The organism is Streptomyces sp. NPDC012835, assembly GCF_042900885.1.
Lineage (GTDB): Bacteria > Actinomycetota > Actinomycetes > Streptomycetales > Streptomycetaceae > Streptomyces.
Map to the genome: position 1 here is coordinate 243,717 of NZ_JBIBBW010000008.1, position 26,491 is coordinate 270,207.

Sequence of the window (26,491 nt, forward strand, 5' to 3'; positions counted from 1 at the left end):
GTTTCCGGTGCCGGACGGCTTGTGATCGGCCGACCCGGCCCGTGACCCATCGAGGAACCACCACGGCGGACGGACCCCCCCCCGCGCCAGCGGACGGCGGTCCGGCCCGCAAAAGGAGCAGCGCAGCGTGCAGTTGGTTGTCGCGCGGATCGGCCGCGCTCATGGCATCAAGGGTGAGGTCACCGTCGAGGTGCGCACGGACGAGCCCGAGCTGCGGCTCGGACCCGGCGCCGTACTCGCCACGGAGCCGGCCTCGGCCGGGCCGCTGACGATCGAGACCGGCCGGGTGCACAGCGGCAGGCTGCTGCTGCGCTTCGCCGGCGTACGCGACCGCACCGGCGCCGAGGCGTTGCGCAACATCCTGCTGATCGCCGAGGTCGACCCGGAGGAACTCCCCGAGGACCCGGAGGAGTTCTACGACCATCAGCTGATGGACCTCGACGTGGTGCTGGCCGACGGTACGGAGATCGGCCGGATCACCGAGATCTCTCATCTGCCCTCGCAGGACCTGTTCATCGTGGAGCGCCCCGACGGCAGCGAGGTGATGATCCCCTTCGTCGAGGAGATCGTCACCGAGATCGACCTGGAGGAGCAGCGGGCCGTCATCGACCCACCCCCCGGGCTGATCGACGACCGCGCGGAGATCGCCGCCGGCACGGACACCGCCGACGAGGGCGCCGAGCGCGCGGGCGAAGGGCGCGAAGGGGCCGGCGACCGATGAGGCTCGACGTCGTCACGATCTTCCCGGAGTATCTGGACCCGCTGCACGTCTCGCTCGTCGGCAAGGCCCGCGCGAGCGGCCGGCTCGACGTCCATGTGCACGACCTCCGGAGCTGGACCCACGACCGGCACAACACGGTGGACGACACCCCGTACGGCGGCGGTCCCGGCATGGTCATGAAGACCGGGCCCTGGGGCGAGGCGCTGGACGAGGTGCTGGCCGACGGCTACGAGGCGGGCGCCCGGGGCCCGGTCCTGGTCGTCCCCACCCCCAGCGGACGCCCCTTCGGCCAGGAACTCGCCGTCGAACTGTCCGGACGCCCCTGGCTGATCTTCGCGCCCGCCCGTTACGAGGGCATCGACCGCCGGGTGGTGGAGGAGTACGCGACCCGGATATCGGTCGTGGAGGTGTCCATCGGGGACTATGTGCTCGCGGGCGGTGAGGCGGCCGTACTCGTGATCACCGAGGCCGTGGCCCGGCTGCTGCCCGGGGTCCTCGGCAACGCCGAGTCGCACCGCGACGACTCCTTCGCCCCCGGCGCCATGGCCGATCTGCTGGAGGGGCCCGTCTACACCAAGCCGCCCGAGTGGCGCGGGCGGGGCATTCCGGACGTCCTGCTCAGCGGCCACCACGGCAGGATCGCGCGGTGGCGGCGGGACGAGGCGTTCCGCCGTACGGCGCTCAACCGGCCCGATCTGATCGAGCGTTGCGACCCGGCGGCCTTCGACAAGAAGGACCGCGAGACGCTCTCCATCCTGGGCTGGTCGCCCGAGCCCGGCGGCCGATTTTGGCGCAGGCCGGACGGCGTGGAAGAATAGGCCGCTGCCGTACGTCCGGCGTGCGCCCCTGCCACAGGGGGAACGACGCCCGCCCGACGTGAGCGGCACCCCGAATCTCTCTCGATCATCCGTTGATGACCTGTGGCATCAGCGAGGAAGCAGACCCACATGTCCCACCTGCTCGACACCGTCGACTCCGCGTCGCTCCGCAGCGACCTGCCCGCCTTCCGCCCCGGCGACACGGTGAACGTCCACGTACGCGTCATCGAGGGCAACCGCTCGCGTATCCAGCAGTTCAAGGGTGTCGTCATCCGCCGTCAGGGTTCGGGCGTCAGCGAGACCTTCACGGTCCGCAAGGTCTCCTTCTCCGTCGGCGTCGAGCGCACCTTCCCGGTCCACAGCCCGATCTTCGAGAAGATCGAGCTGGTGAGCCGCGGTGACGTCCGTCGCGCCAAGCTCTACTACCTCCGTGAGCTGCGCGGCAAGGCCGCGAAGATCAAGGAGAAGCGCGACAGGTAAGCACGTCGCGACAGGGCGCGGAGTTCCACTCCCGCCCGGGTCCACAGGGCCGCCGGATAAGATCTGGCCCCGATGGACACCGAAGCACAGCACACGGAGCGTGACCGCTCGTCCCCGTCCCCCGAGGGGGAGGGAGACCGGTCGCGCTCCGTGCGCTTTTCCGGGCGTCCCGGAGAGGGCCCGGCGGCCCGGCGGCTCGCCGGGATGTCCTGGCGGCGCGCCGGTGTGCTGAGTCTTGCCTGCGCCGTTCTCGTACTCCTCTTCAGCACCTTCGTGCTCCAGCCCTTCCTGATCCCCAGCGGCTCGATGGAGCCGACCCTCCAAGTGGGGGACCGGGTGCTCGTCAACAAGTTGGCGTACCGTTTCGGTACCGAGCCGGAGCGCGGTGATGTGGTCGTGTTCGACGGGACCGGGTCCTTCGTGCGGGAGCCTCCGGGGGAGAACCCCGTCACCGGTCTGCTGCGCGGGGCGGCCGCGGCCCTCGGCCTCGCCGAGCCCGCCGAGACCGACTTCGTCAAGCGGGTGGTCGGGGTGGGAGGCGACCGGGTGGTCTGCTGCGACAAGGGGGGCAGGGTCGAGGTGAACGGCCGTGCGGTCGTGGAGCGCTATCTGTATCCGGGGGACGAGCCCTCCGCCGTCCCCTTCGACATCGTCGTACCCGCGGGAAAGCTCTGGGTCATGGGCGATCACCGCGGCAACTCACGGGACTCCCGCGACCATCTCGGCGAGCCCGGCGGCGGCATGGTGCCGGTGGACCGGGTGATCGGCAGGGCCGACTGGATCGGCTGGCCGCCGGCCCGCTGGACGGCTCCGGGGCGTACGGACACCTTCCGGGATATCCCGGCCCCGGGAGGCGTCCATGGGTAGGCGGCGGCGCACCGGGGCCCACGGGGCCGACACCCGGCTCCCGACCGGCAGCAGGCCCACGACGGGCCGGGCGCTGCCGGGGCGCGCCGAGCGGCGCAGACTCGCCCGCCGGGTCAAGGCGCGCCGCCAGCGGAGCGCGATGAAGGAGATCCCGATCCTCATCACGGTGGCGCTGGTCATAGCGGTCGTCCTCAAGACGTTCCTGGTGCAGGCGTTCGTCATTCCGTCGGGTTCCATGGAACAGACGATCAGGATCAGCGACCGGGTGCTGGTGGACAAGCTGACGCCCTGGTTCGGCTCGAAGCCCCAGCGCGGCGATGTCATGGTCTTCAGGGACCCCGGCGGCTGGCTGGACGACGAGAAGCCACCGCCGGACGACTCCCCGGCGGTGATCAAGGGCGCCAAGCAGCTGCTCACCTCCATCGGCCTGCTGCCGTCCGCCGACGAGCAGGACCTGATCAAGCGGGTCGTCGCGGTCGGCGGTGACACCGTCAAGTGCTGCGACCAGGACGGCAGGCTCACCGTCAACGGCATGCCGCTCACCGAGCCGTACATCCAGCCGGGCGACGCGCCCTCCACCATCACCTTCGAGGTGAGCGTGCCACCCGGCCGCTACTTCGTGATGGGCGACCACCGGTCCAATTCGGCCGATTCCCGCTTCCATCTCCAGGAGGAGTACAGCGGTACGGTCTCCCAGGACGAGGTCGTCGGCCGGGCCGTCTACATCGCCTGGCCCTTCAGCCACTGGACCGGTCTCGAACAGCGCGACACCTACGCCTCCGTCCCGGACGCGAGTCCCGCGCCGACGCCGGTGCCCGCGCTGTCGAATAGTGTGTCCCCGCGAGATCTGAACGGATTGCCGCGGCTCCCGAGCCCTGCGGAACTCCCGCTCGTTATGGGAGTGGTGGGCCTGTCCCGTCTCCGGGGCAGGCGATCTCACGGAGTATTCGCACGGAGTAAGGAGTGGATGTGGGGGATGTGGCGGTCGGCGCACGATCCGGACACGACGATCCCGAGGAGGGACGCGAGCAGCTCGCCGAGTCGCCCGAAACCGTGACGGACCGGACAGCGCGATTCGGTGACGACGACGGTGAACGGAGCGGCGGCGGACCGGGCGCCGCCGGACGGGGCGCGGACGGTGCGGAAAGCGGGGACGGCGGGGAGGGCGCGCCCGCGGCGGCCAAGCCCCGGTCGTTCTGGAAGGAGCTGCCGCTCCTGGTCCTGATCGCCCTGGCGCTCGCGCTGGTGATCAAGACCTTCCTGGTGCAGGCGTTCTCGATCCCCTCGGACTCCATGCAGGACACCTTGCAGCGGGGCGACCGGGTGCTGGTGGACAAGCTGACCCCCTGGTTCGGGGCGGAGCCGCAGCGCGGTGAGGTCGTGGTCTTCCACGACCCGGACAGCTGGCTCGGGGACACCCCGACGGTGGAGCCGAACGTGGTGCAGCACTTCCTGAGCTTCATCGGGCTGATGCCGTCCGCCGAGGAGAAGGACCTGATCAAGCGGGTCATCGCGGTCGGCGGCGACACGGTGGAGTGCAAGAAGGGCGGCAAGGTCACGGTCAACGGGCACGCGCTCGACGAGACGGACTTCATCTACCCGGGCAACACCCCCTGTGACGACAAGCCGTTCGGGCCGATCAAGGTGCCCAAGGAGCGGATCTGGGTGATGGGCGACCACCGGCAGAACTCGCTGGACTCGCGCTACCACCAGGAGCTGGACGGCAATGGCACGGTCCCCAACGACAAGGTGGTCGGCCGGGCCTTCGTGGTGGCCTGGCCCGTCAACCGCTGGTCGACGCTGCCGGTGCCGGGCACCTTCGACCAGTCGGGGCTGAGCGCCGCCGCCGCGGTCGCCCCGGCCGCGGTGCCGGGCGCCCTCGGCCTCGCCGGAGCGGTCCCGCTCGTCCTGTGGCGCAGGAGGAGGCTGACCCGCCCCCGGACCGACGGGTAGGGTGCCGTCCCGGATCGTCCAAGTCCGGGGAACACGCTCCGCCGCGCGGGGTGGCCGTTCTCCGGAAGACCGGGGGAGTGCTGGGATGAGCGCGACAGGGCGCGGGAACGACGGCCGCGGCCGTCTCGGCAGTGTGCTGTCGGGGCTGGCCGTGGCCGTCGGCTGTGTGCTCTTCCTCGGCGGATTCGTCTGGGCCGCCGTCGAGTACCGGCCGTACGCCGTGCCGACCAACTCGATGGACCCGACCGTCAAGGCCGGTGACCGGGTGCTGGCCCAGCGGATATCCGGCGGCGAGGTACGCCGGGGCGACGTGGTGGTCTTCACCGACGAGCAGTGGGGCGACATGCCGATGCTGAAGCGGGTGGTCGGTGTCGGCGGCGACAAGATCGCCTGCTGCGACGCCGGCGGCCGGCTCACCGTCAACGGTGAGCCCGTCGAGGAACCGTACGTCCAGGACATGATCGGCGGCCGGGCCTCCAGCGGCGACTTCGACGCGACGGTGCCCGAGGGCCAGCTGTTCCTGCTCGGTGATGAACGCGGCGTCTCGCTGGACTCGCGGGGCCACCTCCAGGACGCCGGACAGGGCTCGGTGCCGCGCTCGGCGGTGGACGCGCGCGTGGACGCCGTGGTGTGGCCGTGGGGCGGTCCGATCGCCCGGCCGGACGGCTTCGCGGCGCTGCCGGGCGGCATCTCCTCGCCGGGCCCGTTGAGGACGATCGCCGTGGCGGTGCCGGCGGGCGTGGTGCTGATCTTCGGCGGTGCGCTGTACGGGCCGGTCGCGGGGCTCGTTGCCCGCTCGCGGGGCGCCGGCCGGCGCAAGGGGGAGGTGTCGGCGCATGACGCCGGATGAGAGCGGCGGGCCGCCCCGCGGGCCGGGTGCGGAGGGCGGCGGGGCGCCGCGCAAGGTGGCCCGGGTGGTGCTGCTGGACCCGCGGGACCGGATTCTGCTGATGCACGGCCACGAGCCGGACGACCCGGGCGACGACTGGTGGTTCACGCCCGGCGGCGGTCTGGAGGGGCACGAGACCCGGGCGGAGGCCGCTCTGCGGGAGCTGGCCGAGGAGACGGGGATCACTCAGGTGGAGCTGGGGCCGGTGCTCTGGCAGCGGACCTGCTCGTTTCCGTTCGACGGGCGCCGCTGGGATCAGGACGAATGGTACTTCCTGGCCCGTACGGCACAGACCGAGATCGCCCCGGCGGGGCTCACCGAGCTGGAGCTGCGCAGTGTCGCCGGGGCGAGGTGGTGGACCTCCGCCGAACTGTCGGCGGCGCGTGAGACGGTGTATCCGACCAGGCTCGCCGGGCTGCTGCGCACGCTGCTCGACGAGGGTCCGCCCGGTGCGCCGGTGGTCCTCGCCCCCGAAAACGTCTGGGGGACGCGGCGGCCGGAGCACAATGGGGGGACGTACGGCTGAAGGGGAACATGCCATGAGCGCCGAGGACCTCGAAAAATACGAGACCGAGATGGAGCTGAAGCTCTACCGGGAGTATCGAGATGTCGTCGGTCTGTTCAAGTACGTGATCGAGACCGAGCGGCGTTTCTATCTCACGAACGACTACGAGATGCAGGTGCACTCCGTCCAGGGTGAGGTCTTCTTCGAGGTCACGATGGCCGATGCCTGGGTCTGGGACATGTACCGGCCGGCCAGGTTCGTCAAACAGGTTCGCGTGCTCACGTTCAAGGACGTGAATATCGAGGAGCTGAACAAGAGCGACCTCGAAATGCCCGGCGGATGAGCGGGCCGAGGCCGGGCCTCGTTCACCCCGAGGGATGAGCGAGTTGTCCACAACTCCGGAGTTGTCCACCAAGATCCACTGACTCCGGGGAACCGCGTCAGAGTCGGTGCCGGAGGTGGTGCCGATATGAACGCTACGGGTGCGCTCGGGCGGTACGGCGAGGATCTGGCGGCGCGGCGGCTGGTCGCGGCGGGGATGACGGTGGTGGCCCGCAACTGGCGCTGCGGCAGGACCGGTGAGATCGACATCGTGGCCAGGGATGTCGAGTCCCGGGGCCGGGAGGTGCTGGTCGTCTGCGAGGTCAAGACCCGCAGGGCCGCCTCGTTCGAGCATCCCATGGCCGCGGTCACGCCCGCCAAGGCCGACCGGCTCAGACGGCTCGCCGCCTGCTGGCTGGAGCGGTGCGGCGGCCCGCCGCCCGGCGGAGTGCGCATCGATCTGATCGGAGTGGTGCTGCCCGGCAGGGGCGCCCCGGTGGTCGAGCACGTGCGGGGGGTGGCCTGATGGGATTCGCCCGCGCGTGTTCGGTGGCGCTCGTCGGGGTCGAGGGCGTGGTGGTCGAGGTCCAGGCCGATCTGGAGCCGGGCGTCGCCGCCTTCACCCTGGTCGGGCTGCCGGACAAGAGCCTGGTGGAGAGCCGGGACCGGGTCAGGGCTGCGGTCGTGAACTCGGGAGGGGAGTGGCCGCAGAGGAAACTCACGGTCGGACTGAGTCCCGCCTCCGTGCCGAAGGGCGGCAGCGGCTTCGACCTCGCTGTCGCGGCCGCCGTGCTCGGCGCCGCCGAACGGATCGATCCCGCGACCATCGCCGACCTGGTGCTGATCGGCGAGCTGGGGCTCGACGGCCGGGTCAGGCCGGTGCGCGGGGTGCTGCCCGCCGTGCTCGCCGCGGCCGAGGCCGGCTACCGGCAGGTGGTCGTCCCGGAGCGGACGGCGGGCGAGGCGTCCCTCGTGCCGGGGGTGTCGGTCCTCGGGGTACGCAGCCTGCGGCAGCTGATCGCGGTGCTGACCGACGAGCCGGTGCCGGAGGAACCGACGGAATCCGAACCGGGCCGCCCCGATCCGACGCTCGCCGGGCTGCTGGTCCCGGGCGCGGGAGTGGGCACCGGTCTCTCCGTCCGCACCGGGGCCGGGGAACACCGGCCCGATCTGGCGGACGTGGCCGGGCAGGAGGCGGCCCGTGCCGCTCTGGAGGTGTCAGCGGCGGGCGGGCACCATCTGCTGCTCCACGGCCCGCCGGGCGCGGGCAAGACCATGCTGGCGGAGCGGCTGCCCGCCCTCCTGCCGCCGCTGAGCGACCAGGAGTCCCTGGAGGTCACCGCCGTCCACTCGGTCGCCGGGATGCTGCCACCGGGGGAGCCTCTCGTGCGCACCGCGCCCTACTGCGCGCCGCACCACTCGGCCACCATGCAGTCGCTGGTCGGCGGCGGGAACGGACTGCCGAGACCGGGAGCGGTCTCGCTGGCACACCGCGGCGTACTTTTTCTGGACGAGGCGCCCGAGTTCTCGGTACGCGCTCTGGACGCGCTGCGCCAGCCGCTGGAGTCCGGACATGTGGTGGTCGCGCGCAGCGCCGGGGTGGTGCGCCTGCCGGCGCGCTTCCTGATGATCCTGGCGGCCAACCCCTGCCCGTGCGGGCGGCACACGCTGCACGGCGCCGGGTGCGAATGCCCGCCCTCGGCGGTCCGCCGCTACCAGTCACGGCTGTCGGGCCCGCTGCTCGACCGGGTCGATCTGCGCGTCGACGTGCGGCCCGTCAACCGGGCGGACCTGCTGGGACGGTCCGGCCGGGGGGAGTCGACGGCGTTGGTCGCGGAACGGGTGCGGGAGGCCAGGGCGCGGTCGGCGGCGCGGCTGGACGGCACTCCCTGGTCGGTCAACAGCGAGCTTCCCGGCCATGAGCTGCGCACCCGCTGGCCGGTCGCTCCGGGGGCGCTCGCCGCGGCCGAACGGGATCTGGAGCGCGGGCTGCTGACCGCGCGTGGTATGGACCGGGTGCTGCGGGTGGCCTGGACGGTCGCCGACCTGGCCGGGCGCGATCGCCCGGCGGCGCGTGATGTGGCGGTCGCCCTGGAGCTGCGTACCGGTGTCGCGCGCGGCGCGACCGCGGTGGCCGGGGGCGTGTCATGACGTCCGTCGGCGCGGACGAGAGGCTGGCGCGAGCGGCACTCACCCGGGTGTTCGAGCCGGGGGACGAGCGTGGTGGCCGGTGGCTGCGGCGGTTCGGTGCCGTCGCGCTGCTGGAGCTGATCACCTCGCCCGACGCCCGACGGGAGCGGCTCACCGGCGTCACCGGAGAACGGCTCGGCGGCTACCGGATCCGGGCCGAGACGGCCGTACCCGAGCGCGATCTCGCCGCGATCGCGGCGCTCGGCGGGCGGTTCGTCTGCCCGGGTGACCCGGAGTGGCCCAGCCAGCTCGACGACCTCGAAGCGGCCCGCCCCATCGGCCTGTGGGTGCGCGGCCGGCCGGATCTGCGGATCTGGTCGCTGCGGTCCGTCGCCGTCGTGGGCGCCAGGGCGTGTACTCCGTACGGGGCACGTATGGCGGCGACTCTGGGCTCCGGTCTGGCCGAGCGCGGCTGGGTGGTCACGTCCGGTGCCGCCTTCGGAGTCGACGGCGCCGCCCACCGGGGCGCGCTGTCGGCCGGCGGGGCCACCGTCGCCGTACTGGCCGGCGGAGCGGACAGGGCATATCCGCCCGGCCACGCCGAGTTGATCGGACGCATCGCCGAACAGGGCCTGCTGGTCGCGGAGCTGCCGCCCGGCGGCCATCCCACCCGCAGCAGGTTCGTCCTGCGCAACCGGGTGATCGCCGCCCTCACCAGGGGGACCGTCGTGGTGGAGGCCGAGTACCGCAGCGGATCCCTGGTCACCGCGCGGTGCGCCCAGCGGCTCGGCCGCTTCACGATGGGCGTGCCGGGACCCGCCACCAGCGGGCTGTCGGCCGGGGTGCACGAACTGCTGCGCGGGGAAGCCGTGCTGGTCACCGACGCGGCCGAAGTGGTGGAACTGGTGGGTGACATCGGTGAACTCGCCCCGTCGCGGCGTGGCCCCGTACTCGCCAGGGACCTGCTGGACCCGGCCAGCGCCCGGGTGCTGGAGGCGCTGCCGGCCCGGGGCGCCGCCGGAGGACGGGAGGTGGCCCGGAGCGCCGGGACGACCACGGACGAGGCCCTCGGCAGGCTGTACGAACTCCACTCGTTGGGGTTCGTCGAACGGTGCGGCGACGGCTGGCAGTTGACGGCCCGGCCGACACCGGCCGGTGCCGTGCGGCGAGGCGGTACTTGACCCGGGGCATTCGGGTGAAAGGGTGGAGGCGGATGATCCTCGCTCCTCCGCCGGCGGCACCCGGAGGGCCGGCGCGACCCACGTCGGCCCCTGCTCGAAGGTGCGGCCGACGGAGGGTGCCGGGGCGGGCGCCGCCGCCTGCCCTCGCGCAGAGCGATCCCGTAGTCACGCTACGCTCACCTGCATTCCGGCTCCGACAGAACCCTCCCCGCCCGCACCCTCCTCCCCGCCCGCTCCCCCGGCACTCACGCAGAACGGCTCAAGGCGACGCATGCCCCAGCACACCTCCGGGTCTGACCGCGCGGCAGCGCCCCCGGCTGCCCGGAGCGGTGTGCGGCCCCCCGCGCCCTCGTCACTCGACGAGCTGTGGCGTTCGTACAAGACCACGGGCGACGGACGGCTGCGCGAGCAGTTGATCCTGCACTACTCGCCGCTGGTGAAATATGTCGCCGGCCGGGTGAGCGTCGGTCTGCCGTCCAACGTCGAGCAGGCCGACTTCGTCTCCTCCGGTGTCTTCGGGCTCATCGACGCCATCGAGAAGTTCGACATCGAGCGGTCGATCAAATTCGAGACATACGCGATCACCCGGATCCGTGGCGCGATGATCGACGAACTGCGGGCCCTCGACTGGATCCCGCGCTCCGTACGGCAGAAGGCGAGAGCCGTCGAACGCGCCTATGCCACGCTGGAGGCGCAGCTGCGGCGTACCCCATCGGAGAGCGAGGTGGCCGCCGAGATGGGCATCGCCCTGGAGGAACTGCACGCGGTTTTCAGCCAGTTGTCCCTGGCGAACGTCGTGGCGCTGGAGGAGCTGCTCCATGTCGGCGGTGAGGGCGGCGACCGGCTCAGCCTGATGGACACCCTGGAGGACACCGCCGCCGACAATCCGGTGGAGGTCGCCGAGGACCGGGAGCTGCGGCGGTTGCTGGCCCGCGCCATCAACACCCTGCCCGACCGGGAGAAGACCGTGGTCACGCTCTACTACTACGAGGGCCTCACCCTCGCCGAGATCGGCAATGTCCTCGGTGTGACCGAGAGCCGGGTCAGCCAGATCCACACCAAATCCGTGCTCCAGCTGCGGGCGAAGCTGGCCGACGTCGGACGCTGACGCTGTGCCGCGACCGCCCCATCCGTAGAGTGGTGGGGTGCCCAGGATTCGAGCGGCCTCCGTGGCCGAGCACCGGACCATGCAACGCGGCGCCCTGCTGGACGCCGCGCGCTCCCTGCTGTCCGAGGGCGGTACGGAGGCGCTGACCTTCCCCGCCCTCGCCGAGCGCACGGGTCTCGCGCGGTCCTCCGTCTACGAGTACTTCCGCTCGCGCGCGGCTGTCGTCGAGGAGCTGTGCGCGGTCGACTTCCCGGTCTGGGCGGCCGAGGTCGAGGCCGCCATGGACGGCGCCGACACCCCCGAGGGCAAGATCGAGGCGTATGTGCGACGGCAGCTCGCGCTGGTCGGCGACCGGCGTCACCGCGCTGTCGTCGCCATCTCGGCCAGTGAGCTCGACGCGGGCGCCAGGGAGAAGATCCGCGCCGCTCACGGCGGCCTGATCGCAATGATCGTGGAGGCCCTCGCGGAGCTGGGGCACGAACATCCCCGGTTGGCCGCGATGCTCCTCCAGGGGATCGTGGACGCCGCGGTCCGGCGCATCGAACTCGGCGCCGCCGAGGTGCCCCCGGAGATCGTCGAAGCCGCCGTGTCCATGGCCCTGCGCGGCGTACGCGGCTGACCCGGCCCCGTCCGCTACCGGTGCCGGGCCGCCGGTCCCGCGGCCGGGACCGGTTCGGGGACGCCCAGGACCGGCAGCAGCCGTGACGGCCTTCGGCGCAGCGGTTCGGCCGGCAGCAGGGACAGCGGGTCCAGATACGTGCCGCCCCGCCGCAGCCCCCAGTGCAGACAACCCGTCGCGCAGTGCCAGGGGCCGGCCGCCAGCGTCGCCACCGGCTGCCCCGCGACCACCCGCCCGCCCTTCCCGACCAGCGGGTCCACCGGCTCGTACGTGATGCGCAGCGCGGGCTCCCCGGTGTCCGGCAGGGTGATCGAGACGACCCCGCGCCTCGCCACCCGGCCCGAGAAGGAGACCTGTCCGGCCGCCGCCGCCCTGACCGTCGCACCGGCGGGCGCGGCGAGATCCACGCCCCGGTGACCGGGCCCGTACGCCGAGGCCGGTGGCTGCCAGCCCCGCTCCACCGCCGGGCGCGCGCCCAGTGGCCAGGCCCGGCCGCCGTCGGGGACGTCCTCCCGGGCGGGGTGCGCGACGAGGGCGCCGACCGGAGCGGCGACCGCGCCGTCGGCGGACCGGCCGGGCGAGACGAGGAACAACAGGGCGAGGGCGAGAGCGAGAACGCGGAGAGTGACCATGCCCGCACTCTCGCGCGGATTTCCGTGAGCGCGCCGAGCACGCGTCGTATCTGTGGAGTACCGACCGGTTGTGGACAGCTCCGTCACCCGGAGGTGCGAAGGTCCCGTACACTTCATGTGGCGATCCGGGCCACCGGATCGACTTCGCACGCCCCGCCATCGGCCTTCTGAAGCCGGTGTCAGCGCTTCTCGGTCCTCCGTGGCACAGCGCGGCCGGGGCGTCAGGCGCGACTGCCGTCCGGCGGACGCGACAACCGAGTATCTCAAGGAGTACGGCCATGGCCGTCGTCACGATGCGGGAGCTGCTGGAAAGCGGCGTCCACTTCGGTCACCAGACCCGTCGCTGGAACCCGAAGATGAAGCGTTTCATCTTCACGGAGCGCAACGGCATCTACATCATCGACCTGCTCCAGTCGCTGTCGTACATCGACCGCGCCTACGAGTTCGTCAAGGAGACCGTCGCCCACGGCGGTTCCATCATGTTCGTCGGCACCAAGAAGCAGGCGCAGGAAGCGATCGCCGAGCAGGCGACGCGCGTGGGCATGCCCTACGTCAACCAGCGCTGGCTGGGCGGCATGCTCACCAACTTCTCCACCGTCTACAAGCGCCTTCAGCGTCTGAAGGAGCTCGAGCTCATCGACTTCGAGGACGTGGCCGCCTCCGGCCTCACCAAGAAGGAGCTGCTGGTCCTCTCCCGCGAGAAGGCCAAGCTGGAGAAGACCCTCGGTGGTATCCGCGAGATGCAGAAGGTGCCCAGCGCCGTCTGGATCGTCGACACCAAGAAGGAGCACATCGCCGTCGGTGAGGCGCGCAAGCTCCACATCCCGGTCGTCGCGATCCTCGACACCAACTGCGACCCCGACGAGGTCGACTACAAGATCCCGGGCAACGACGACGCGATCCGCTCCGTCACCCTGCTCACCCGCGTGATCGCCGACGCCGTCGCCGAGGGCCTCATCGCCCGTTCCGGCGTCGCCACCGGTGACTCGAAGCCGGGCGAGAAGGCCGCCGGCGAGCCCCTCGCCGAGTGGGAGCGCGACCTTCTCGAAGGTGAGAAGAAGGACGACGCCGAGAAGCCCGCCGAGGCCGCTCCGGCCGCCGCCGAGGCCGAGAAGCCGGCCGAGGCCGCTGCCGACGCCCCGGCCGCCGAGGCCGACGCCCCCGCCGCCCCGGCCGCGGACGCCGAGCAGGCCTGACCTTCACCAGGTTCGGCAGTCGACGGCGGGGGCCCACCGGCCCCCGCCGTTCACCCGTAGATCTTTCAGACCTCCGAAAGAGAATTACAGATCATGGCGAACTTCACCGCCGCTGACGTCAAGAAGCTCCGCGAGCTGACCGGCGTCGGCATGATGGACTGCAAGAAGGCGCTGGACGAGGCCGACGGCAACGTCGACAAGGCCGTCGAGCTGCTCCGTGTCAAGGGCCAGAAGGGCGTCGCCAAGCGCGAGGGCCGCTCCGCCGAGAACGGCGCGGTCATCGCCCTCATCGCCGACGACAACACCTCCGGCGTCCTCCTCGAGCTGAAGTGCGAGACGGACTTCGTCGCCAAGGGTGACAAGTTCCAGGCCGTGGCCAACGCGCTCGTCGCGCACGTCGCCGCGACCTCCCCGGCCGACCTGGAGGCGCTGCTCGCCTCCGAGATCGAGGCCGGCAAGACCGTGCAGGCGTACGTCGACGAGGCCAACGCCACTCTCGGCGAGAAGATCGTCCTGGACCGCTTCGCGCAGTTCACCGGCGGTTACGTGGCGGCGTACATGCACCGCACCATGCCCGACCTCCCGCCGCAGGTCGGCGTCCTCGTCCAGCTGGACAAGGAGAACGCCGAGGTCGCCAAGGACGTCGCGCAGCACATCGCCGCCTTCGCGCCGAAGTACCTGAACCGCGACGAGGTCCCGGCCGAGACGGTCGAGAACGAGCGCCGCGTCGCCGAGGCGACCTCCCGCGAGGAGGGCAAGCCCGAGGCCGCCCTCCCGAAGATCATCGAAGGTCGCGTCAACGGCTTCTTCAAGGACGTCGTCGTCCTGGAGCAGGCGTTCGCCAAGGACAACAAGAAGTCCGTCCAGAAGGTCCTGGACGGGGCCGGCGTGGCCCTGGAGCGCTTCACGCGCATCAAGGTCGGCGTCTGAGTCCGTACGCGATCAACCATGGACCCCGATAGGGTCTGAGGCAGTCGCCCGCGTCACGCGCCGGGCGACCGCAGATCTGACGAGGAGGCCATTGCCGTACAGGGAACCGCAAGGACCCCCGGCAATGGCCTTCTTCGTATGTGCACGAGGAGATCTCCATGAATCAGGCCGATCACAGCGACGACGGCACGAAGAGCGGCACGAAGCACGGACGTTTCATGCTGAAGCTGTCCGGTGAGGCGTTCGCCGGCCGGGGCGCGCTCGGTGTCGACCCCGATGTCGTACACGCCATGGCCCGCGAGATCGCCGCCGTCGTCAGGGACGGCGCCCAGATCGCGGTCGTCATCGGCGGCGGCAACTTCTTCCGCGGCGCCGAACTCCAGCAGCGCGGCATGGACCGGGCGCGCTCCGACTACATGGGCATGCTGGGTACGGTCATGAACTGCCTGGCCCTCCAGGACTTCCTGGAGAAGGAGGGCATCGACTCCCGCGTCCAGACCGCCATCACCATGGGCCAGGTCGCGGAGCCGTACATCCCGCTGCGCGCCGTACGCCACCTGGAGAAGGGCCGCGTCGTCATCTTCGGTGCCGGCATGGGCATGCCCTACTTCTCCACCGACACCACCGCCGCCCAGCGGGCCCTGGAGATCGACGCCGAGGCGCTGCTGATGGGGAAGAACGGGGTGGACGGGGTGTACGACTCCGACCCCAAGACCAACCCGAACGCGGTGAAGTTCGACGCGCTGGAGTACAGCGAGGTCATCGCCGGTGATCTCCGTGTCGCCGACATGACCGCGATCACGCTGTGCCAGGACAACAAACTGCCGATCCTCGTCTTCGAATTGCTCACCGAGGGCAATATCGCGCGTGCGGTCAAGGGTGAGAAGATCGGCACACTCGTGAGCGACCAGGGCACCCGGGACTGACCCCGGACGGCCCCGCACGGGGATGGACAAAGCCCTGCCGGTCGGACACCGTGCAGGAAGAAGACGCGACGCAGGTTCCGCCGGCCGGTCAACGTGCCGGGCCACTCAAGACACGCAGGAGCAAGTGGTGATCGAAGAGACCCTCCTCGAGGCCGAGGAGAAGATGGAGAAGGCCGTCCTGGTCGCCAAGGACGACTTCGCCGCGATCCGTACCGGGCGCGCGCACCCGGCGATGTTCAACAAGATCGTGGCGGACTACTACGGTGCCCTGACCCCGATCAACCAACTCGCCTCGTTCGCCGTGCCGGAGGCACGGATGGCCGTGGTGACCCCGTTCGACAAGAGCGCGCTGCGCAACATCGAGCAGGCGATCCGCGACTCCGACCTCGGCGTCAACCCCAGCAACGACGGCAACATCATCCGGGTGGTCTTCCCCGAGCTGACCCAGGACCGCCGCAAGGAGTTCATCAAGGTCGCCAAGACCAAGGCCGAGGACTCGAAGATCTCCATCCGCGCCGTGCGCCGCAAGGCCAAGGAGACCATCGACAAGCTGGTCAAGGACGGCGAGGTCGGCGAGGACGAGGGCCGTCGCGCCGAGAAGGAGCTCGACGACACCACCGCGAAGTACGTCACGCAGGTGGACGAGCTGCTCAAGCACAAGGAAGCCGAGCTGCTAGAGGTCTGATGAACGACTCATCCCGGGGGGCCCCACCGACAGCCGGTTACTGGGGACCGACCGACCAGGGGGCCATCCCGGCGGGTCCCGCCTTCGACGAGCGCTCCGCACAGCAGACTCGGCCCATGCCCATCGCGCCCGACGGATTCGGCGACGAATTCCGTGACGACACTCCGCAGGAGCCCATGGCCGCCCCTCCGCCGCCGCCCCAGAAGAAGCGGGCCGGCCGTGACCTGCGAGCGGCCATAGGGGTCGGTGTCGGACTCGGTGCGGTGGTCGCGGCGTCGCTCTTCATCGTCAAGGCCGTGTTCGTCGGCGTCATAGCGGTCGCGGTGGTCATCGGGCTGTGGGAGCTGACCTCACGGCTGGAGGAGAAGAAGGGCATCAAGGCCCCGCTCGTGCCTCTGGCCGTGGGCGGCGCGGCGATGGTCGTCGCCGGATACGCGGGCGGTCCCGAGGGCGCCTGGGTCGCCACCGCCCTGACCGCCCTCGCGGTGCTGGTCTGGCGGATGACACAGCCGCCCGATGGCTATCTGAGGGACGTGACCGCGGGGGTATTCGCCGCCTTCTACGTACCGTTCCTGGCCACCTTCGTCGCGCTGCTGCTCACGGCGGACGACGGCCCGCTGCGCGTGCTGATGTTCCTGCTGCTGACGGTCGTCAGCGACACCGGCGCGTACGCCGTCGGCTGGCGCTTCGGCACCCACAAGCTCGCGCCGCGCATCAGCCCCGGCAAGACCAGGGAGGGGCTCGGCGGAGCCGTCCTCTTCGCCATGGTGGCCGGGGCGCTCTGCATGGAATTCATGATCGACGGCGGGCACTGGTGGCAGGGGCTGCTGCTGGGGCTGGCCGTAGCGGTCAGTGCCACGCTCGGCGATCTGGGCGAGTCGATGATCAAGCGGGACCTCGGCATCAAGGACATGGGCACGCTGCTGCCGGGCCACGGCGGGATCATGGACCGGCTGGACTCCCTGCTGCCGACGGCTCCGGTGGTCTGGCTGCTGGTGGTGCTCTTCGTAGGGTCCTGATCAGGGCTTTCGTCCGAAGGGGGTCCGTTGTCCACAGGGCAGCGCACCCCCTTCGGCATGTCTGCGACACTGGATCCACCATGCCTGTACCTGGAGAACTCACTTTCGTCGCGCCGCGCGGAGCCAAGAAGCCCCCGCGCCATCTCGCCGACCTCAGCCCCGACGAGCGCCGCGAGGCCGTCACCGCGATCGGTGAGAAGGCGTTCCGCGCCAAGCAGCTGTCGCAGCACTACTTCGCGCGGTACGCCCACGACCCCGAGCAGTGGACCGACATCCCGGCCGCCGCCCGCGAGAAGCTCGCGACCGAGCTGCTGCCCGACCTGATGTCGGTGGTGCGGCACATCTCCTGCGACGACGACACCACCCGCAAGACGCTCTGGCGGCTGCATGACGGCACCTTGGTCGAGTCCGTGCTGATGCGCTATCCCGACCGCGTCACCATGTGCATCTCGTCCCAGGCGGGATGCGGGATGAACTGCCCGTTCTGCGCCACCGGACAGGCCGGCCTCGACCGCAACCTCTCCACCGCCGAGATCGTGCACCAGATCGTCGACGGCATGCGGGCGCTGCGCGACGGAGAGGTGCCCGGCGGTCCCGCCCGGCTCTCCAACATCGTCTTCATGGGCATGGGCGAGCCGCTGGCCAACTACAAGCGCGTCGTGGGGGCGATCCGCCGGCTCACCGACCCGGAGCCCGACGGACTCGGCCTCTCGCAGCGCGGGATCACCGTCTCCACCGTCGGTCTGGTCCCGGCGATGCTCCGGTTCGCCGACGAGGGCTTCAAATGCCGCCTCGCCGTGTCGCTGCACGCCCCCGACGACGAGCTGCGCGACACCCTCGTCCCGGTCAACACCCGCTGGAAGGTCCGGGAGGTGCTCGACGCCGCCTGGGAGTACGCGGAGAAGTCCGGCCGTCGCATCTCCATCGAGTACGCCCTGATCCGCGACATCAACGACCAGGCGTGGCGCGGCGACCGGCTGGGCCGGCTGCTCAAGGGCAAGCGGGTGCACGTCAACCTGATCCCGCTCAACCCGACCCCGGGGTCCAAGTGGACCGCCTCGCGCCCCGAGGACGAGAAGAAGTTCGTCGAGGCCATCGCCGCCCACGGAGTGCCCGTGACCGTACGCGACACCCGTGGTCAGGAGATCGACGGCGCGTGCGGACAGCTGGCCGCCTCGGAGCGCTGAGACCGTACACCTGTAGCCTGGGCCGGAAAGCACCACTCGATTTCCGACAGGGGAGCGCCACAGCGCTGAGAGTGCGGCACATGTCCGTGAGAGCGGGCAGCGGCCGCAGACCCTCTGAACCTTGCCCAGGTCATTCTGGGTAGGAAGTTCGGACACCACTCAAGCTGTTGCGCCCTGCCCCGGTTCCGGTCGCCCGGATGCCGGGGCGGGGCCGCGTCTTCTCCTGGACATCCCAGGAGGAAAACCAGTGAGCACCACCCGTAACCGGGCCGCCGGACTGGCCGCCGTCGCGATCACCACCGCGCTCGGGGTCTCGACACTCGCCGCCTGCGGCGGCTCCGACGGCGCGGGCGAAGCGGCGGACGGCGGATCCGGCGGTACGAAGTCCCGGACCGTCACCCTCGTCAGCCACGACTCGTTCAACGCCTCACCCTCCGTGCTGAAGGAGTTCACCAAGGAGACCGGCTACACGGTCAAGGTGCTCAAGAGCGGCGACGCGGGCGAGGCCCTCAACAAGGAGATCCTCACCAAGGGAGCGCCCCAGGGCGACGTCTTCTTCGGCGTCGACAACACCCTGCTCTCCCGCGCGCTCGACAACGGCCTGTTCACGCCGTACGAGGCGAAGAACCTGGACCGGGTCGACCCGGCGGCGCGCCTCGACGGGGACCGGCACCGGGTCACGCCCGTCGACACCGGTGACATCTGCGTCAACTACGACAAGAAGTACTTCGCCGACAAGAAGCTCGCGCCCCCCGCGTCCTTCGACGACCTGGTGAAGCCCGCCTACAAGAACCTGCTGGTGACGGAGAACGCCGCCACGTCCTCGCCGGGGCTGGGCTTCCTCCTCGGCACGGTCGGGCGCTACGGCGACGACGGCTGGCAGGACTACTGGAAGAAGCTGAAGGCCAACGGCGTCCAGGTCGTCGACGGCTGGGAGCAGGCGTACAACGAGAACTTCTCCGGCTCGGCCGGCGGCAGGAAGGCCGGGGCCGAGCGCCCGCTCGTCGTCTCGTACGCCTCCAGCCCGCCGGTCGAGGTGCTGTACGCGAAGCCGCGGCCCAAGACGGCTCCGACCGGGGTGGCCACCGGCACCTGCTTCCGGCAGACCGAGTTCGCCGGGCTGCTCACCGGCGCGAAGAACGAGGCGGGCGGCAAGGCGCTGCTGGACTTCCTGATCAGCGAGAAGTTCCAGGCGGACATGCCGCTGAACATGTTCGTGAACCCGGTGGTCGAGAAGGTCGCGCTGCCCGCCCTCTTCACCGAGTTCGGCGCCACCGTCGAGCGGCCCGAGACCGTCGCGCCGGCGAAGATCGCCGCCAACCGTGAGCAGTGGGTCCAGTCGTGGTCCTCGCTCGTAGTGAAGTAACGGCGAAGAGGCCGGCAGGGCGGGCCGGAGGGGCCGCACGGCGGGCGACCGCCGTCCGGCTCGCCCTCATGGCCGTGCCGTTCGCGTTCTTCGCGGTCTTCTTCGCCTACCCCGTCGCCGCGATCGTCGGGCGCGGGCTGAGGACCGGCGAGGGCTGGCAGTTCGGCCGGATCACCGGTGTGCTGAGCCGCCCCGACATCCTCGGTGTCCTGTGGTTCACCACCTGGCAGGCGCTCGTGTCGACCGCGCTCACCCTGCTGATCGCGCTGCCCGGCGCCTATGTGTTCGCGCGCTTCGACTTTCCGGGCAAGGGGGTGCTGCGCGCGGTGGTGACCGTGCCGTTCGTGCTGCCGACCGTCGTCGTCGGCACGTCCTTCCTGGCGCTGCTCGGCCGGGGCGGGCTGCTGGACGAGCTGTGGGGCGTGCGCCTCGACACCACCGTCTGGGCGATCCTCCTCGCGCATGTCTTCTTCAACTACGCGGTCGTCGTCAGGACCGTGGGCGGACTGTGGTCGCAACTCGACCCGCGTCAGGAGGAGGCCGCGCGGGTGCTCGGCGCGGGCCGCCTCGCGGCCTGGCGGCGGGTGACGCTGCCCGCCCTCGGCCCCGCCGTCGCCGCCGCCGCGCTGATGGTCTTCCTGTTCACGTTCACCTCCTTCGGCGTCGTGCAGATCCTCGGCGGTCCCGCCTACTCCACGCTGGAGGTGGAGATCTACCGGCAGACCGCGCAGATCTTCGACCTGCCCACCGCCGCCGTGCTGACGCTGGTCCAGTTCGCCGCCGTCGGCGCGATCCTGGCGGTGCACGCGCGGACCGTACGGCGGCGCGAGACGGCGCTGCGGCTGGTGGACCCCGCGCTGACGGCGGCCCGGCCGCGCGGAAGGGGGCAGTGGGCGCTGCTCGGCGGAGTCCTCGCCTCCGTCCTGCTGCTGATCCTGCTGCCGCTCGGGGTGCTGGTCGAACGCTCCCTGGACGGGCCCGGCGGATACGGGTTCGGCTTCTACCGGGCCCTCGGCTCGGCCGAGGCGAGCGGCGGCACCTTTCTCGTGCCTCCACTGGAGGCCGTCGGCAACTCACTGCGGTACGCGCTCGCCGCGACCGTGATCGCGCTGGTGGTGGGCGGGCTGGCCGCCGCCGCTCTGACCCGGCGCGCGGGACGGCTGGTGCGGGGCTTCGACGCCCTGCTGATGCTGCCGCTGGGGGTCTCCGCCGTCACCGTCGGCTTCGGCTTCCTGATCACCCTCGACAAGCCACCGCTCGACCTGCGCGCCTCCTGGATTCTGGTGCCGCTCGCCCAGGCGCTGGTGGGCGTCCCGTTCGTCGTACGGACCATGCTTCCCGTACTGCGGGCCGTGGACGGCCGGCTGCGCGAGGCCGCGGCGGTCCTCGGGGCGTCCCCGCCGCGCGTCTGGCGTGAGGTCGATCTGCCGCTGGTGCGGCGGGCGCTGCTGGTCGCCGCCGGGTTCGCCTTTGCCGTCTCGCTCGGCGAGTTCGGCGCGACGGTCTTCATCGCCCGCCCGGACCGGCCGACGCTGCCGGTGGCCGTGGCCCGGCTGCTGGGGCGGCCCGGCGAGCTGAACTACGGCCAGGCGATGGCGCTGTCCACGGTCCTGATGGTGGTGTGCGCGGTGTCGCTGCTGGTGCTCGAACGTATCCGTACCGACCGCTCCGGAGAGTTCTGATGACCCTGCTGACCCTGTCGGACGTGACCGTACGGTTCGGGGCCCGCGCGGACGGGCGGACCGCTCTCGACGCGGTGGATCTGAGCATCGCCGAGCACGAGATCGTCTGTGTGCTCGGCCCCAGCGGCAGCGGCAAGTCCACGCTCCTGCGGGTGGTCGCCGGGCTCCAGCACCCGGACGGCGGGCGGGTGCTCCTCGACGGCGCCGACCAGGCGGGGGTGCCCGTCCATCGGCGCGGCGTCGGGCTGATGTTCCAGGACCACCAGCTGTTCCCGCAGCGGGACGTGGCCGGCAATGTCGCCTTCGGGCTGCGGATGCGCGGGACGGACCGCGCCGGGCGGACGGCCCGGGTGGCGGAGCTGCTCGACCTCGTCGGACTGCCGGACGCCGGCCCGCGAGCCGTCGCCGCGCTGTCCGGCGGCGAGCAGCAGCGCGTCGCCCTGGCCAGGGCCCTCGCGCCGAGTCCCCGGCTGCTGATGCTCGACGAACCGCTCGGCCAGCTCGACCGCGGTCTGCGCGAACGGCTCGTGGTCGAGCTGCGCGGCCTGTTCGGACGGCTCGGTACGACGGTGCTCGCCGTCACCCACGACCAGGGCGAGGCGTTCGCGCTCGCCGACCGGGTCGTGGTGATGCGCGACGGACGGGTGGCCCAGACCGGCACCCCGCTGGAGGTCTGGCAGCGGCCCGCTTCCGCCTTCGTGGCCCGGTTCCTCGGCTTCGACAATGTCGTGACGGCGACGGTGAAGGGCGCGTCCGCCGACACGGTCTGGGGCCCCGTCCCCGTACCGGACGGCTCCCCGCAGGGGGAGCGGACACTGCTGGTACGCCCCGCCGGGGTCCGGCTGGGCGACCCCGCCGAGGGGCTGCGCTGCACGGTCGGGGCGCGGACGTTCCGCTCCGGCCGGGTCGCCGTCCTGCTGCGCCCGGCCGGAGCGGGCGAGGCGCCTCCGCTGGAGGCCGAGTGCGGCCTGCGGGACGCGCCGGCCGAGGGCCAGGCGGTGGGGGTGACCTTCGCGGCGGCCGAGGTGGTGGTGCTGCCGGACCGCGAGGACCGGGTCCGTCCCGACGGGGCGCGGGCGGCGGCATCCCGCTGAGGCGTGCGGGGGCCCGGCCGTCCCTGCGGCCGGGCCCCTGGGGCGAGGGCGCGGGTGGTGCGGCCGGGCGGAGGGGCTCAGAGGCTCAGGGGCTCAGGCGGACAGCGGAATCGCCGCCAGGGAGGCCACCGCCCAGGTCAGCGGGGTGAACACGGCCAGCACGGTGGTCGCCCTGACCGCAGCGGCGGTACGGACGAGAGCGGCCGGGGCGCCCGCCAGCCGCAGCGTGCGGGTCGTCGCGGCCCGTACCTGCCGGGCCTCCACGGTCGCCGTCAGAAGCGTGGCGACCGTACAGCCGATCACCAGGGCCGCGCCCAGGGCGGTGAGCGGACCGAAAGGGCGCTCGTCGCCGGGACCGTACAGCGAGTTCGCGGCGAGCACCCCCGAGAGCACCGCGCACAGCACGCCCAGGGGACGGCCGATACGCCGGGCCTCGGCCATCAGCGTGCGCCCCGCCAGCAGCCGGATCGCGCCCGGGCGCAGGGACTGGAGCAGCCAGCCGCACACATGGGTGATCCCGGGGCCCGCCAGCGCGAGCCCCAGAGCCGTCAGCGCCCAGCCCGCCAGCACTCCGGCCGGACTGCCGTCGAAGTGACCGGGCAGCGGCAGCACCGACCCCGCGCCGCTGCGGCTCGCGTACGTCTCGACCGCGAGCCCCGCCGCCGTCAGGGCGACGCCCCAGGGCAGTCCGCCCGGCGCCGGGTCGGAGTGCGGGAGGGGCGCGGCCGGCGCGCGGCCGGGAGCGGAATCCGCCGCCGGGTCCACCGGCGCCTCCGGCGCGTCGGCGTGCGCCGCACCGGGTTCGGCGCCGCCCCGGTTGCGCAGCGCCAGTGCCGTCGCCGCCGTCGCGAGGACGGGCACCACGGCGAGCAGCGTCAGCGCGGCGCCCAGCGGCAGCGAGCGGTCGGCCGCGAGCAGCTCCGACGCCTCCCCGTCGAACGGCATCCCGGTCAGATCACCGCGCAGATGCAGGAAGAGGAGCAGCGCCACCGCGCTGCCCAGCGTGCAGGACACGGCGGTCGACGTGGCGGCGAGCGCCGCCAGCCGGGCCGGGCCGAGGCCCACCGCCGACAGACCGGCGCGCGGCCGGACGCTCGGATCCGTACGGGCCACGGCGACGGCGAACTGCACCGTCGCCGCCAGGGGGATCAGACACCAGAGCAGGCGCACCGTGGAGCCGGCGGGATGGCCCATGGCCCAGCCCAGCGTGCACAGCAGCAGGAATCCGACGCCCGCCGAGGCGGCGGCGACCAGTAGCCGGCGGAACTGGGCCAGGAGGTGGGTGCGGCGGCCTAGACGGAGAGCGAGCACGCGGCCCGGCCTTCCGCCTCGGAGGGCAGCGGCGCGTTCACGCGGCGGCCGTCCAGCAGGGGCACCGTACGGTCCGCGAGCGTCGCGACCTCCGTGTCCAGCGTGGCCAGCACGACGGTGATGCGGTGCGAACGGGCCGCCGTGGTCAGCGTGCGCAGCACCAGCGCCTGGTCGTTGCGGTGCAGCGGGGCGGTCGGCTCGTCGGCGAAGAGCACCGACGGCTCGGTGACCAGGGCGCGGGCCACGGCGACCCGCTGGCGCTGCGACTGGAGCAGCGCGCCGGGGCGTTTACGGGCGTACGCGCCGACGTCGAGGCGCTCCAGCCACTCCATCGCGGCGGTCTTGGCGGCCCGGTGGGAGGCGCCGCGCATCAGCAGCGGCAGGGCCGCGTTCTCCCAGGCGCTCAGTTCGGGTACGAGGGACGGCTCGGGATCGATCCAGCTGAAGCGGTCGCGGCGCAGCCTCTCACGCAGCAGCGCGCTCATGGTGTGCACGGGCGAGCTGTTGAACCAGACCTCTCCGCGGCTCGGGACCAACTGGCCCGACAGACACCGCAGCAGCGTCGTCTTGCCGCTCCCGCGCGGACCGGTCACGGCGAGGATCTCACCCTCCCGCACACCGAGCGAGACGCCGTCGAGCGCCGGGGATCCGTTGTGGGAAAAGGTCAGGGAACGCGCCCAGAGCACGTCGTTGTCCGGCGGGGCCACCATGGCGAACACCTCGGTTCTGATCTGACGTACCGTCCCCGTCCGGGGAAGGAAGACGGCGGCGATCGGTCACAGGGCACGCTAGGGACGCCGCGACGGGTGCGCGACAGCACGCGGCCCGAATGCCTCCCTTCTCACTCGAAAGGGGGGCACCCGGGCCGTCGGGCGGGTGGGCCGGATCAGGGCCGGTCGGAGCTTCGTCCACGCCTCCGCAGGCAGGGGGGCCGGGTCAGAGCTTCGTCCACGCCTCGGCCAGGACCGAGCGCAGGATTCCCTCGATCTCGTCGAACGTCGACTGATCGGAGATCAGCGGCGGCGCCAGTTGCACCACCGGGTCGCCCCGGTCGTCGGCGCGGCAGTACAGCCCGCTGTCGTACAGCTTCCTGGAGAGGAAGCCGTACAGGACGCGCTCGGTCTCCTCGTCGGTGAAGGACTCCTTGGTGGCCTTGTCCTTCACCAGCTCGATGCCGTAGAAGAAGCCGTTGCCCCGGACGTCGCCGACGATCGGCAGGTCGCGCAGCTTGTTCAGGGTCGCGAAGAACGCGCCCTCGTTGTCGAGGACGTGCTGGTTGAGGCCCTCGCGTTCGAAGATGTCGAGATTGGCGAGGCCGACCGCCGCCGAGACCGGGTGGCCGCCGAAGGTGTAGCCGTGCAGGAAGGTGTTGTCCCCCTGGTAGAACGGCTCGGCCAGCCGGTCGGAGATGACGCACGCGCCGATCGGGGAGTAGCCCGAGGTCATGCCCTTGGCGCAGGTGATCATGTCCGGTACGTAGCCGAACTTGTCGCACGCGAACATCGTGCCGAGCCGGCCGAAGGCGCAGATGACCTCGTCGGAGACGAGCAGTACGTCGTACCGGTCGCAGATCTCGCGGACCCGCCGGAAGTAGCCGGGCGGCGGCGGGAAGCAGCCGCCCGCGTTCTGCACCGGCTCCAGGAAGACCGCGGCGACCGTCTCGGGGCCCTCGAAGAGGATCTGCTGCTCGATCTGGTCGGCGGCCCAGCGGCCGAACGCCTCCGGGTCGTCCCCGTACAGCGGCGCGCGGTAGATGTTGGTGTTGGGGACCTTGTGGGCGCCCGGGACGAGCGGTTCGAACGGCGCCTTCAGGGCGGGCAGACCGGTGATGGACAGCGCGCCCTGCGGGGTGCCGTGGTAGGCGACGGCGCGTGAGATGACCTTGTACTTGGTCGGCTTGCCGGTCAGCTTGAAGTACTGCTTGGCGAGCTTCCAGGCGGTCTCGACCGCCTCGCCCCCACCGGTGGTGAAGAAGACCTTGTTGAGGTCGCCGGGCGCGTGGTGGGCGAGCCGCTCCGCGAGTTCGACGGCCTTCGGGTGCGCGTAGGACCACACCGGGAAGAAGGCCAGCTCCTGGCCCTGCTTGTAGGCGGTCTCGGCCAGCTCGTGCCGGCCGTGGCCGGCGTTGACCACGAACAGCCCGGAGAGCCCGTCCAGATAGCGCTTGCCCCGGTCGTCGTAGATGTAGGTGCCCTCGCCCCGCACGATGGTGGGCACGGGCGCGTTCTCGTACGACGACATGCGGGTGAAGTGCATCCACAGGTGGTCGTACGCGGTCTTGGAGAGGTCCTTGCTCACGGCTATCGGGTTCCCCACATGTAGGTCTGCTTCTTCAGCTTGAGATAGACGAAGCTCTCGGTGGAACGCACGCCGGGGAGCGCGCGGATCCGCTTGTTGATGACCTCCAGCAGATGGTCGTCGTCCTCGCAGACGATCTCCACCATGAGGTCGAAGGAGCCCGCGGTCATCACCACGTACTCGCACTCGTCCATGGCCGCCAGCGCCTCCGCGACCGGGTCCGTGTCGCCCTCGACGTTGACGCCGACCATCGCCTGGCGCCGGAAGCCGACGGTGAGCGGATCGGTGACGGCGACGATCTGCATCACGCCCTGGTCGAGCAGCTTCTGCACGCGCTGGCGCACCGCCGCTTCGGAGAGGCCGACGGCCTTGCCGATCGCGGCGTACGGGCGCCGTCCGTCCTGCTGGAGCTGCTCGATGATGGCGAGGGACACCGAGTCGAGCGTCGGGGACGACCCGTTGGCCCTGGAGTCCGGGGCCCTGGAGTCGGGAACCCTGGAGTCGGGGGCCCTGGAGTCCGGCTTGGGGTCCGCCCTCGCACCGGACCTGCTGCCCGGCCCGGAAGGTGTTCTG

The 26,491-nt window shown here is 71.6% G+C and carries 27 protein-coding genes, 1 pseudogene and 1 riboswitch; of the genes and pseudogenes, 23 read left to right on the forward strand and 5 right to left on the reverse strand.

Annotation, left to right across the window (positions count from 1 at the left end):
• Positions 1–127 precede the first annotated feature (127 nt).
• The 14 genes and pseudogenes from rimM to ACFY6S_RS28390 all read left to right on the forward strand — a co-directional run bounded on the left by rimM (position 128) and on the right by ACFY6S_RS28390 (position 11,592).
• Positions 128–721 carry a ribosome maturation factor RimM gene (gene rimM, locus ACFY6S_RS28325; protein WP_388814558.1) on the forward strand — a complete coding sequence of 198 codons (594 nt, stop codon included), beginning with the start codon at positions 128–130 and terminating at the stop codon, positions 719–721.
• Positions 718–1,539, forward strand: coding sequence for a tRNA (guanosine(37)-N1)-methyltransferase TrmD (gene trmD / locus ACFY6S_RS28330; RefSeq protein ID WP_388814556.1), 822 nt, complete (start codon positions 718–720; stop codon positions 1,537–1,539). Before rimM ends, trmD begins: the two co-directional genes overlap by 4 nt.
• Positions 1,540–1,668: 129 nt before the next feature.
• Positions 1,669–2,019: a 50S ribosomal protein L19 gene (rplS, locus tag ACFY6S_RS28335; protein ID WP_388814555.1), complete on the forward strand. Its 351-nt coding sequence runs from the start codon at positions 1,669–1,671 to the stop codon at positions 2,017–2,019.
• Between the two features lie 72 nt (positions 2,020–2,091).
• On the forward strand, positions 2,092–2,886 hold the full coding sequence (gene lepB, locus ACFY6S_RS28340) for a signal peptidase I (RefSeq protein WP_388814553.1): 795 nt from the start codon (positions 2,092–2,094) through the stop codon (positions 2,884–2,886).
• Positions 2,879–3,968, forward strand: a pseudogene (gene lepB, locus ACFY6S_RS28345) (signal peptidase I). The gene lepB (ACFY6S_RS28340) and the pseudogene lepB (ACFY6S_RS28345) overlap by 8 nt, the downstream one beginning before the upstream one ends.
• Entirely contained in the window at positions 3,865–4,839 is a 975-nt protein-coding gene (gene lepB, locus ACFY6S_RS28350) for a signal peptidase I (RefSeq protein WP_388817788.1), read from the forward strand. The pseudogene lepB (ACFY6S_RS28345) and the gene lepB (ACFY6S_RS28350) overlap by 104 nt, the downstream one beginning before the upstream one ends.
• Positions 4,840–4,924: 85 nt before the next feature.
• Entirely contained in the window at positions 4,925–5,689 is a 765-nt protein-coding gene (gene lepB / locus ACFY6S_RS28355; protein ID WP_388814551.1) for a signal peptidase I, read from the forward strand.
• Positions 5,676–6,254, forward strand: coding sequence for an NUDIX hydrolase (locus ACFY6S_RS28360; RefSeq protein WP_388814550.1), 579 nt, complete (start codon positions 5,676–5,678; stop codon positions 6,252–6,254). The genes lepB (ACFY6S_RS28355) and ACFY6S_RS28360 overlap by 14 nt, the downstream gene beginning before the upstream one ends.
• Positions 6,255–6,267: 13 nt before the next feature.
• On the forward strand, positions 6,268–6,576 hold the full coding sequence (locus ACFY6S_RS28365; RefSeq protein ID WP_114621795.1) for a DUF2469 domain-containing protein: 309 nt from the start codon (positions 6,268–6,270) through the stop codon (positions 6,574–6,576).
• A 126-nt stretch (positions 6,577–6,702) separates the two neighbouring features.
• The gene (locus ACFY6S_RS28370; RefSeq protein WP_388814548.1) at positions 6,703–7,080 is read left to right on the forward strand and encodes a YraN family protein; all 378 of its coding nucleotides are present in this window, start codon (positions 6,703–6,705) and stop codon (positions 7,078–7,080) included.
• Positions 7,080–8,705: a YifB family Mg chelatase-like AAA ATPase gene (locus tag ACFY6S_RS28375; RefSeq protein WP_388814547.1), complete on the forward strand. Its 1,626-nt coding sequence runs from the start codon at positions 7,080–7,082 to the stop codon at positions 8,703–8,705. Before ACFY6S_RS28370 ends, ACFY6S_RS28375 begins: the two co-directional genes overlap by 1 nt.
• The gene (dprA, locus tag ACFY6S_RS28380; RefSeq protein ID WP_388814545.1) at positions 8,702–9,865 is read left to right on the forward strand and encodes a DNA-processing protein DprA; all 1,164 of its coding nucleotides are present in this window, start codon (positions 8,702–8,704) and stop codon (positions 9,863–9,865) included. The genes ACFY6S_RS28375 and dprA overlap by 4 nt, the downstream gene beginning before the upstream one ends.
• A 271-nt stretch (positions 9,866–10,136) precedes the next feature.
• Entirely contained in the window at positions 10,137–10,973 is an 837-nt protein-coding gene (whiG, locus tag ACFY6S_RS28385) for an RNA polymerase sigma factor WhiG (RefSeq protein WP_365383810.1), read from the forward strand.
• 79 nt (positions 10,974–11,052) lie between these two features.
• Positions 11,053–11,592 carry a TetR/AcrR family transcriptional regulator gene (locus ACFY6S_RS28390; protein WP_388817785.1) on the forward strand — a complete coding sequence of 180 codons (540 nt, stop codon included), beginning with the start codon at positions 11,053–11,055 and terminating at the stop codon, positions 11,590–11,592.
• Positions 11,593–11,606: 14 nt separating this feature from the next.
• On the opposite strand, the gene ACFY6S_RS28395 is transcribed toward ACFY6S_RS28390, so the two are convergent.
• Positions 11,607–12,224, reverse strand: a complete 618-nt coding sequence (locus ACFY6S_RS28395; protein WP_388814542.1) for a M23 family metallopeptidase — start codon at positions 12,222–12,224, stop codon at positions 11,607–11,609.
• A gap of 278 nt (positions 12,225–12,502) precedes the next feature.
• On the opposite strand from ACFY6S_RS28395, the gene rpsB reads away from it, so the two are divergent.
• From rpsB to ACFY6S_RS28440, 9 genes are all read left to right on the forward strand, one after another.
• A complete protein-coding gene (gene rpsB / locus ACFY6S_RS28400; RefSeq protein WP_388814540.1) occupies positions 12,503–13,420 on the forward strand; it encodes a 30S ribosomal protein S2 in 918 nt (305 codons plus the stop codon).
• A 93-nt stretch (positions 13,421–13,513) separates the two neighbouring features.
• Positions 13,514–14,350: a translation elongation factor Ts gene (gene tsf, locus ACFY6S_RS28405; RefSeq protein WP_388814539.1), complete on the forward strand. Its 837-nt coding sequence runs from the start codon at positions 13,514–13,516 to the stop codon at positions 14,348–14,350.
• A gap of 158 nt (positions 14,351–14,508) precedes the next feature.
• A complete protein-coding gene (pyrH, locus tag ACFY6S_RS28410) occupies positions 14,509–15,276 on the forward strand; it encodes a UMP kinase (protein WP_388814537.1) in 768 nt (255 codons plus the stop codon).
• A 127-nt stretch (positions 15,277–15,403) separates the two neighbouring features.
• Positions 15,404–15,961 (forward strand): ribosome recycling factor, encoded by a 558-nt coding sequence (gene frr / locus ACFY6S_RS28415; protein ID WP_388814535.1) that lies wholly within the window; start codon positions 15,404–15,406, stop codon positions 15,959–15,961.
• A complete protein-coding gene (locus ACFY6S_RS28420; protein WP_388814533.1) occupies positions 15,961–16,980 on the forward strand; it encodes a phosphatidate cytidylyltransferase in 1,020 nt (339 codons plus the stop codon). The genes frr and ACFY6S_RS28420 overlap by 1 nt, the downstream gene beginning before the upstream one ends.
• Positions 16,981–17,060: 80 nt before the next feature.
• Entirely contained in the window at positions 17,061–18,167 is a 1,107-nt protein-coding gene (gene rlmN / locus ACFY6S_RS28425; protein ID WP_388814531.1) for a 23S rRNA (adenine(2503)-C(2))-methyltransferase RlmN, read from the forward strand.
• 38 nt (positions 18,168–18,205) lie between these two features.
• Positions 18,206–18,331, forward strand: a riboswitch (TPP riboswitch).
• Between the two features lie 83 nt (positions 18,332–18,414).
• Positions 18,415–19,533 (forward strand): thiamine ABC transporter substrate binding subunit, encoded by a 1,119-nt coding sequence (locus ACFY6S_RS28430; protein WP_388814530.1) that lies wholly within the window; start codon positions 18,415–18,417, stop codon positions 19,531–19,533.
• Between the two features lie 68 nt (positions 19,534–19,601).
• Entirely contained in the window at positions 19,602–21,215 is a 1,614-nt protein-coding gene (locus ACFY6S_RS28435) for an ABC transporter permease (RefSeq protein ID WP_388814528.1), read from the forward strand.
• Positions 21,215–22,309: an ABC transporter ATP-binding protein gene (locus ACFY6S_RS28440; protein WP_388814526.1), complete on the forward strand. Its 1,095-nt coding sequence runs from the start codon at positions 21,215–21,217 to the stop codon at positions 22,307–22,309. The genes ACFY6S_RS28435 and ACFY6S_RS28440 overlap by 1 nt, the downstream gene beginning before the upstream one ends.
• A gap of 93 nt (positions 22,310–22,402) precedes the next feature.
• On the opposite strand, the gene ACFY6S_RS28445 is transcribed toward ACFY6S_RS28440, so the two are convergent.
• From ACFY6S_RS28445 to ACFY6S_RS28460, 4 genes are all read right to left on the reverse strand, one after another.
• Positions 22,403–23,620 (reverse strand): hypothetical protein, encoded by a 1,218-nt coding sequence (locus ACFY6S_RS28445; RefSeq protein ID WP_388814524.1) that lies wholly within the window; start codon positions 23,618–23,620, stop codon positions 22,403–22,405.
• Positions 23,602–24,330: an ABC transporter ATP-binding protein gene (locus tag ACFY6S_RS28450; RefSeq protein ID WP_388814522.1), complete on the reverse strand. Its 729-nt coding sequence runs from the start codon at positions 24,328–24,330 to the stop codon at positions 23,602–23,604. Before ACFY6S_RS28450 ends, ACFY6S_RS28445 begins: the two co-directional genes overlap by 19 nt.
• A 226-nt stretch (positions 24,331–24,556) precedes the next feature.
• A complete protein-coding gene (locus tag ACFY6S_RS28455; RefSeq protein WP_388814520.1) occupies positions 24,557–25,936 on the reverse strand; it encodes an aspartate aminotransferase family protein in 1,380 nt (459 codons plus the stop codon).
• Entirely contained in the window at positions 25,921–26,352 is a 432-nt protein-coding gene (locus ACFY6S_RS28460; protein WP_388814518.1) for an Lrp/AsnC family transcriptional regulator, read from the reverse strand. Before ACFY6S_RS28460 ends, ACFY6S_RS28455 begins: the two co-directional genes overlap by 16 nt.
• Between the last annotated feature and the right edge of the window lie 139 nt (positions 26,353–26,491).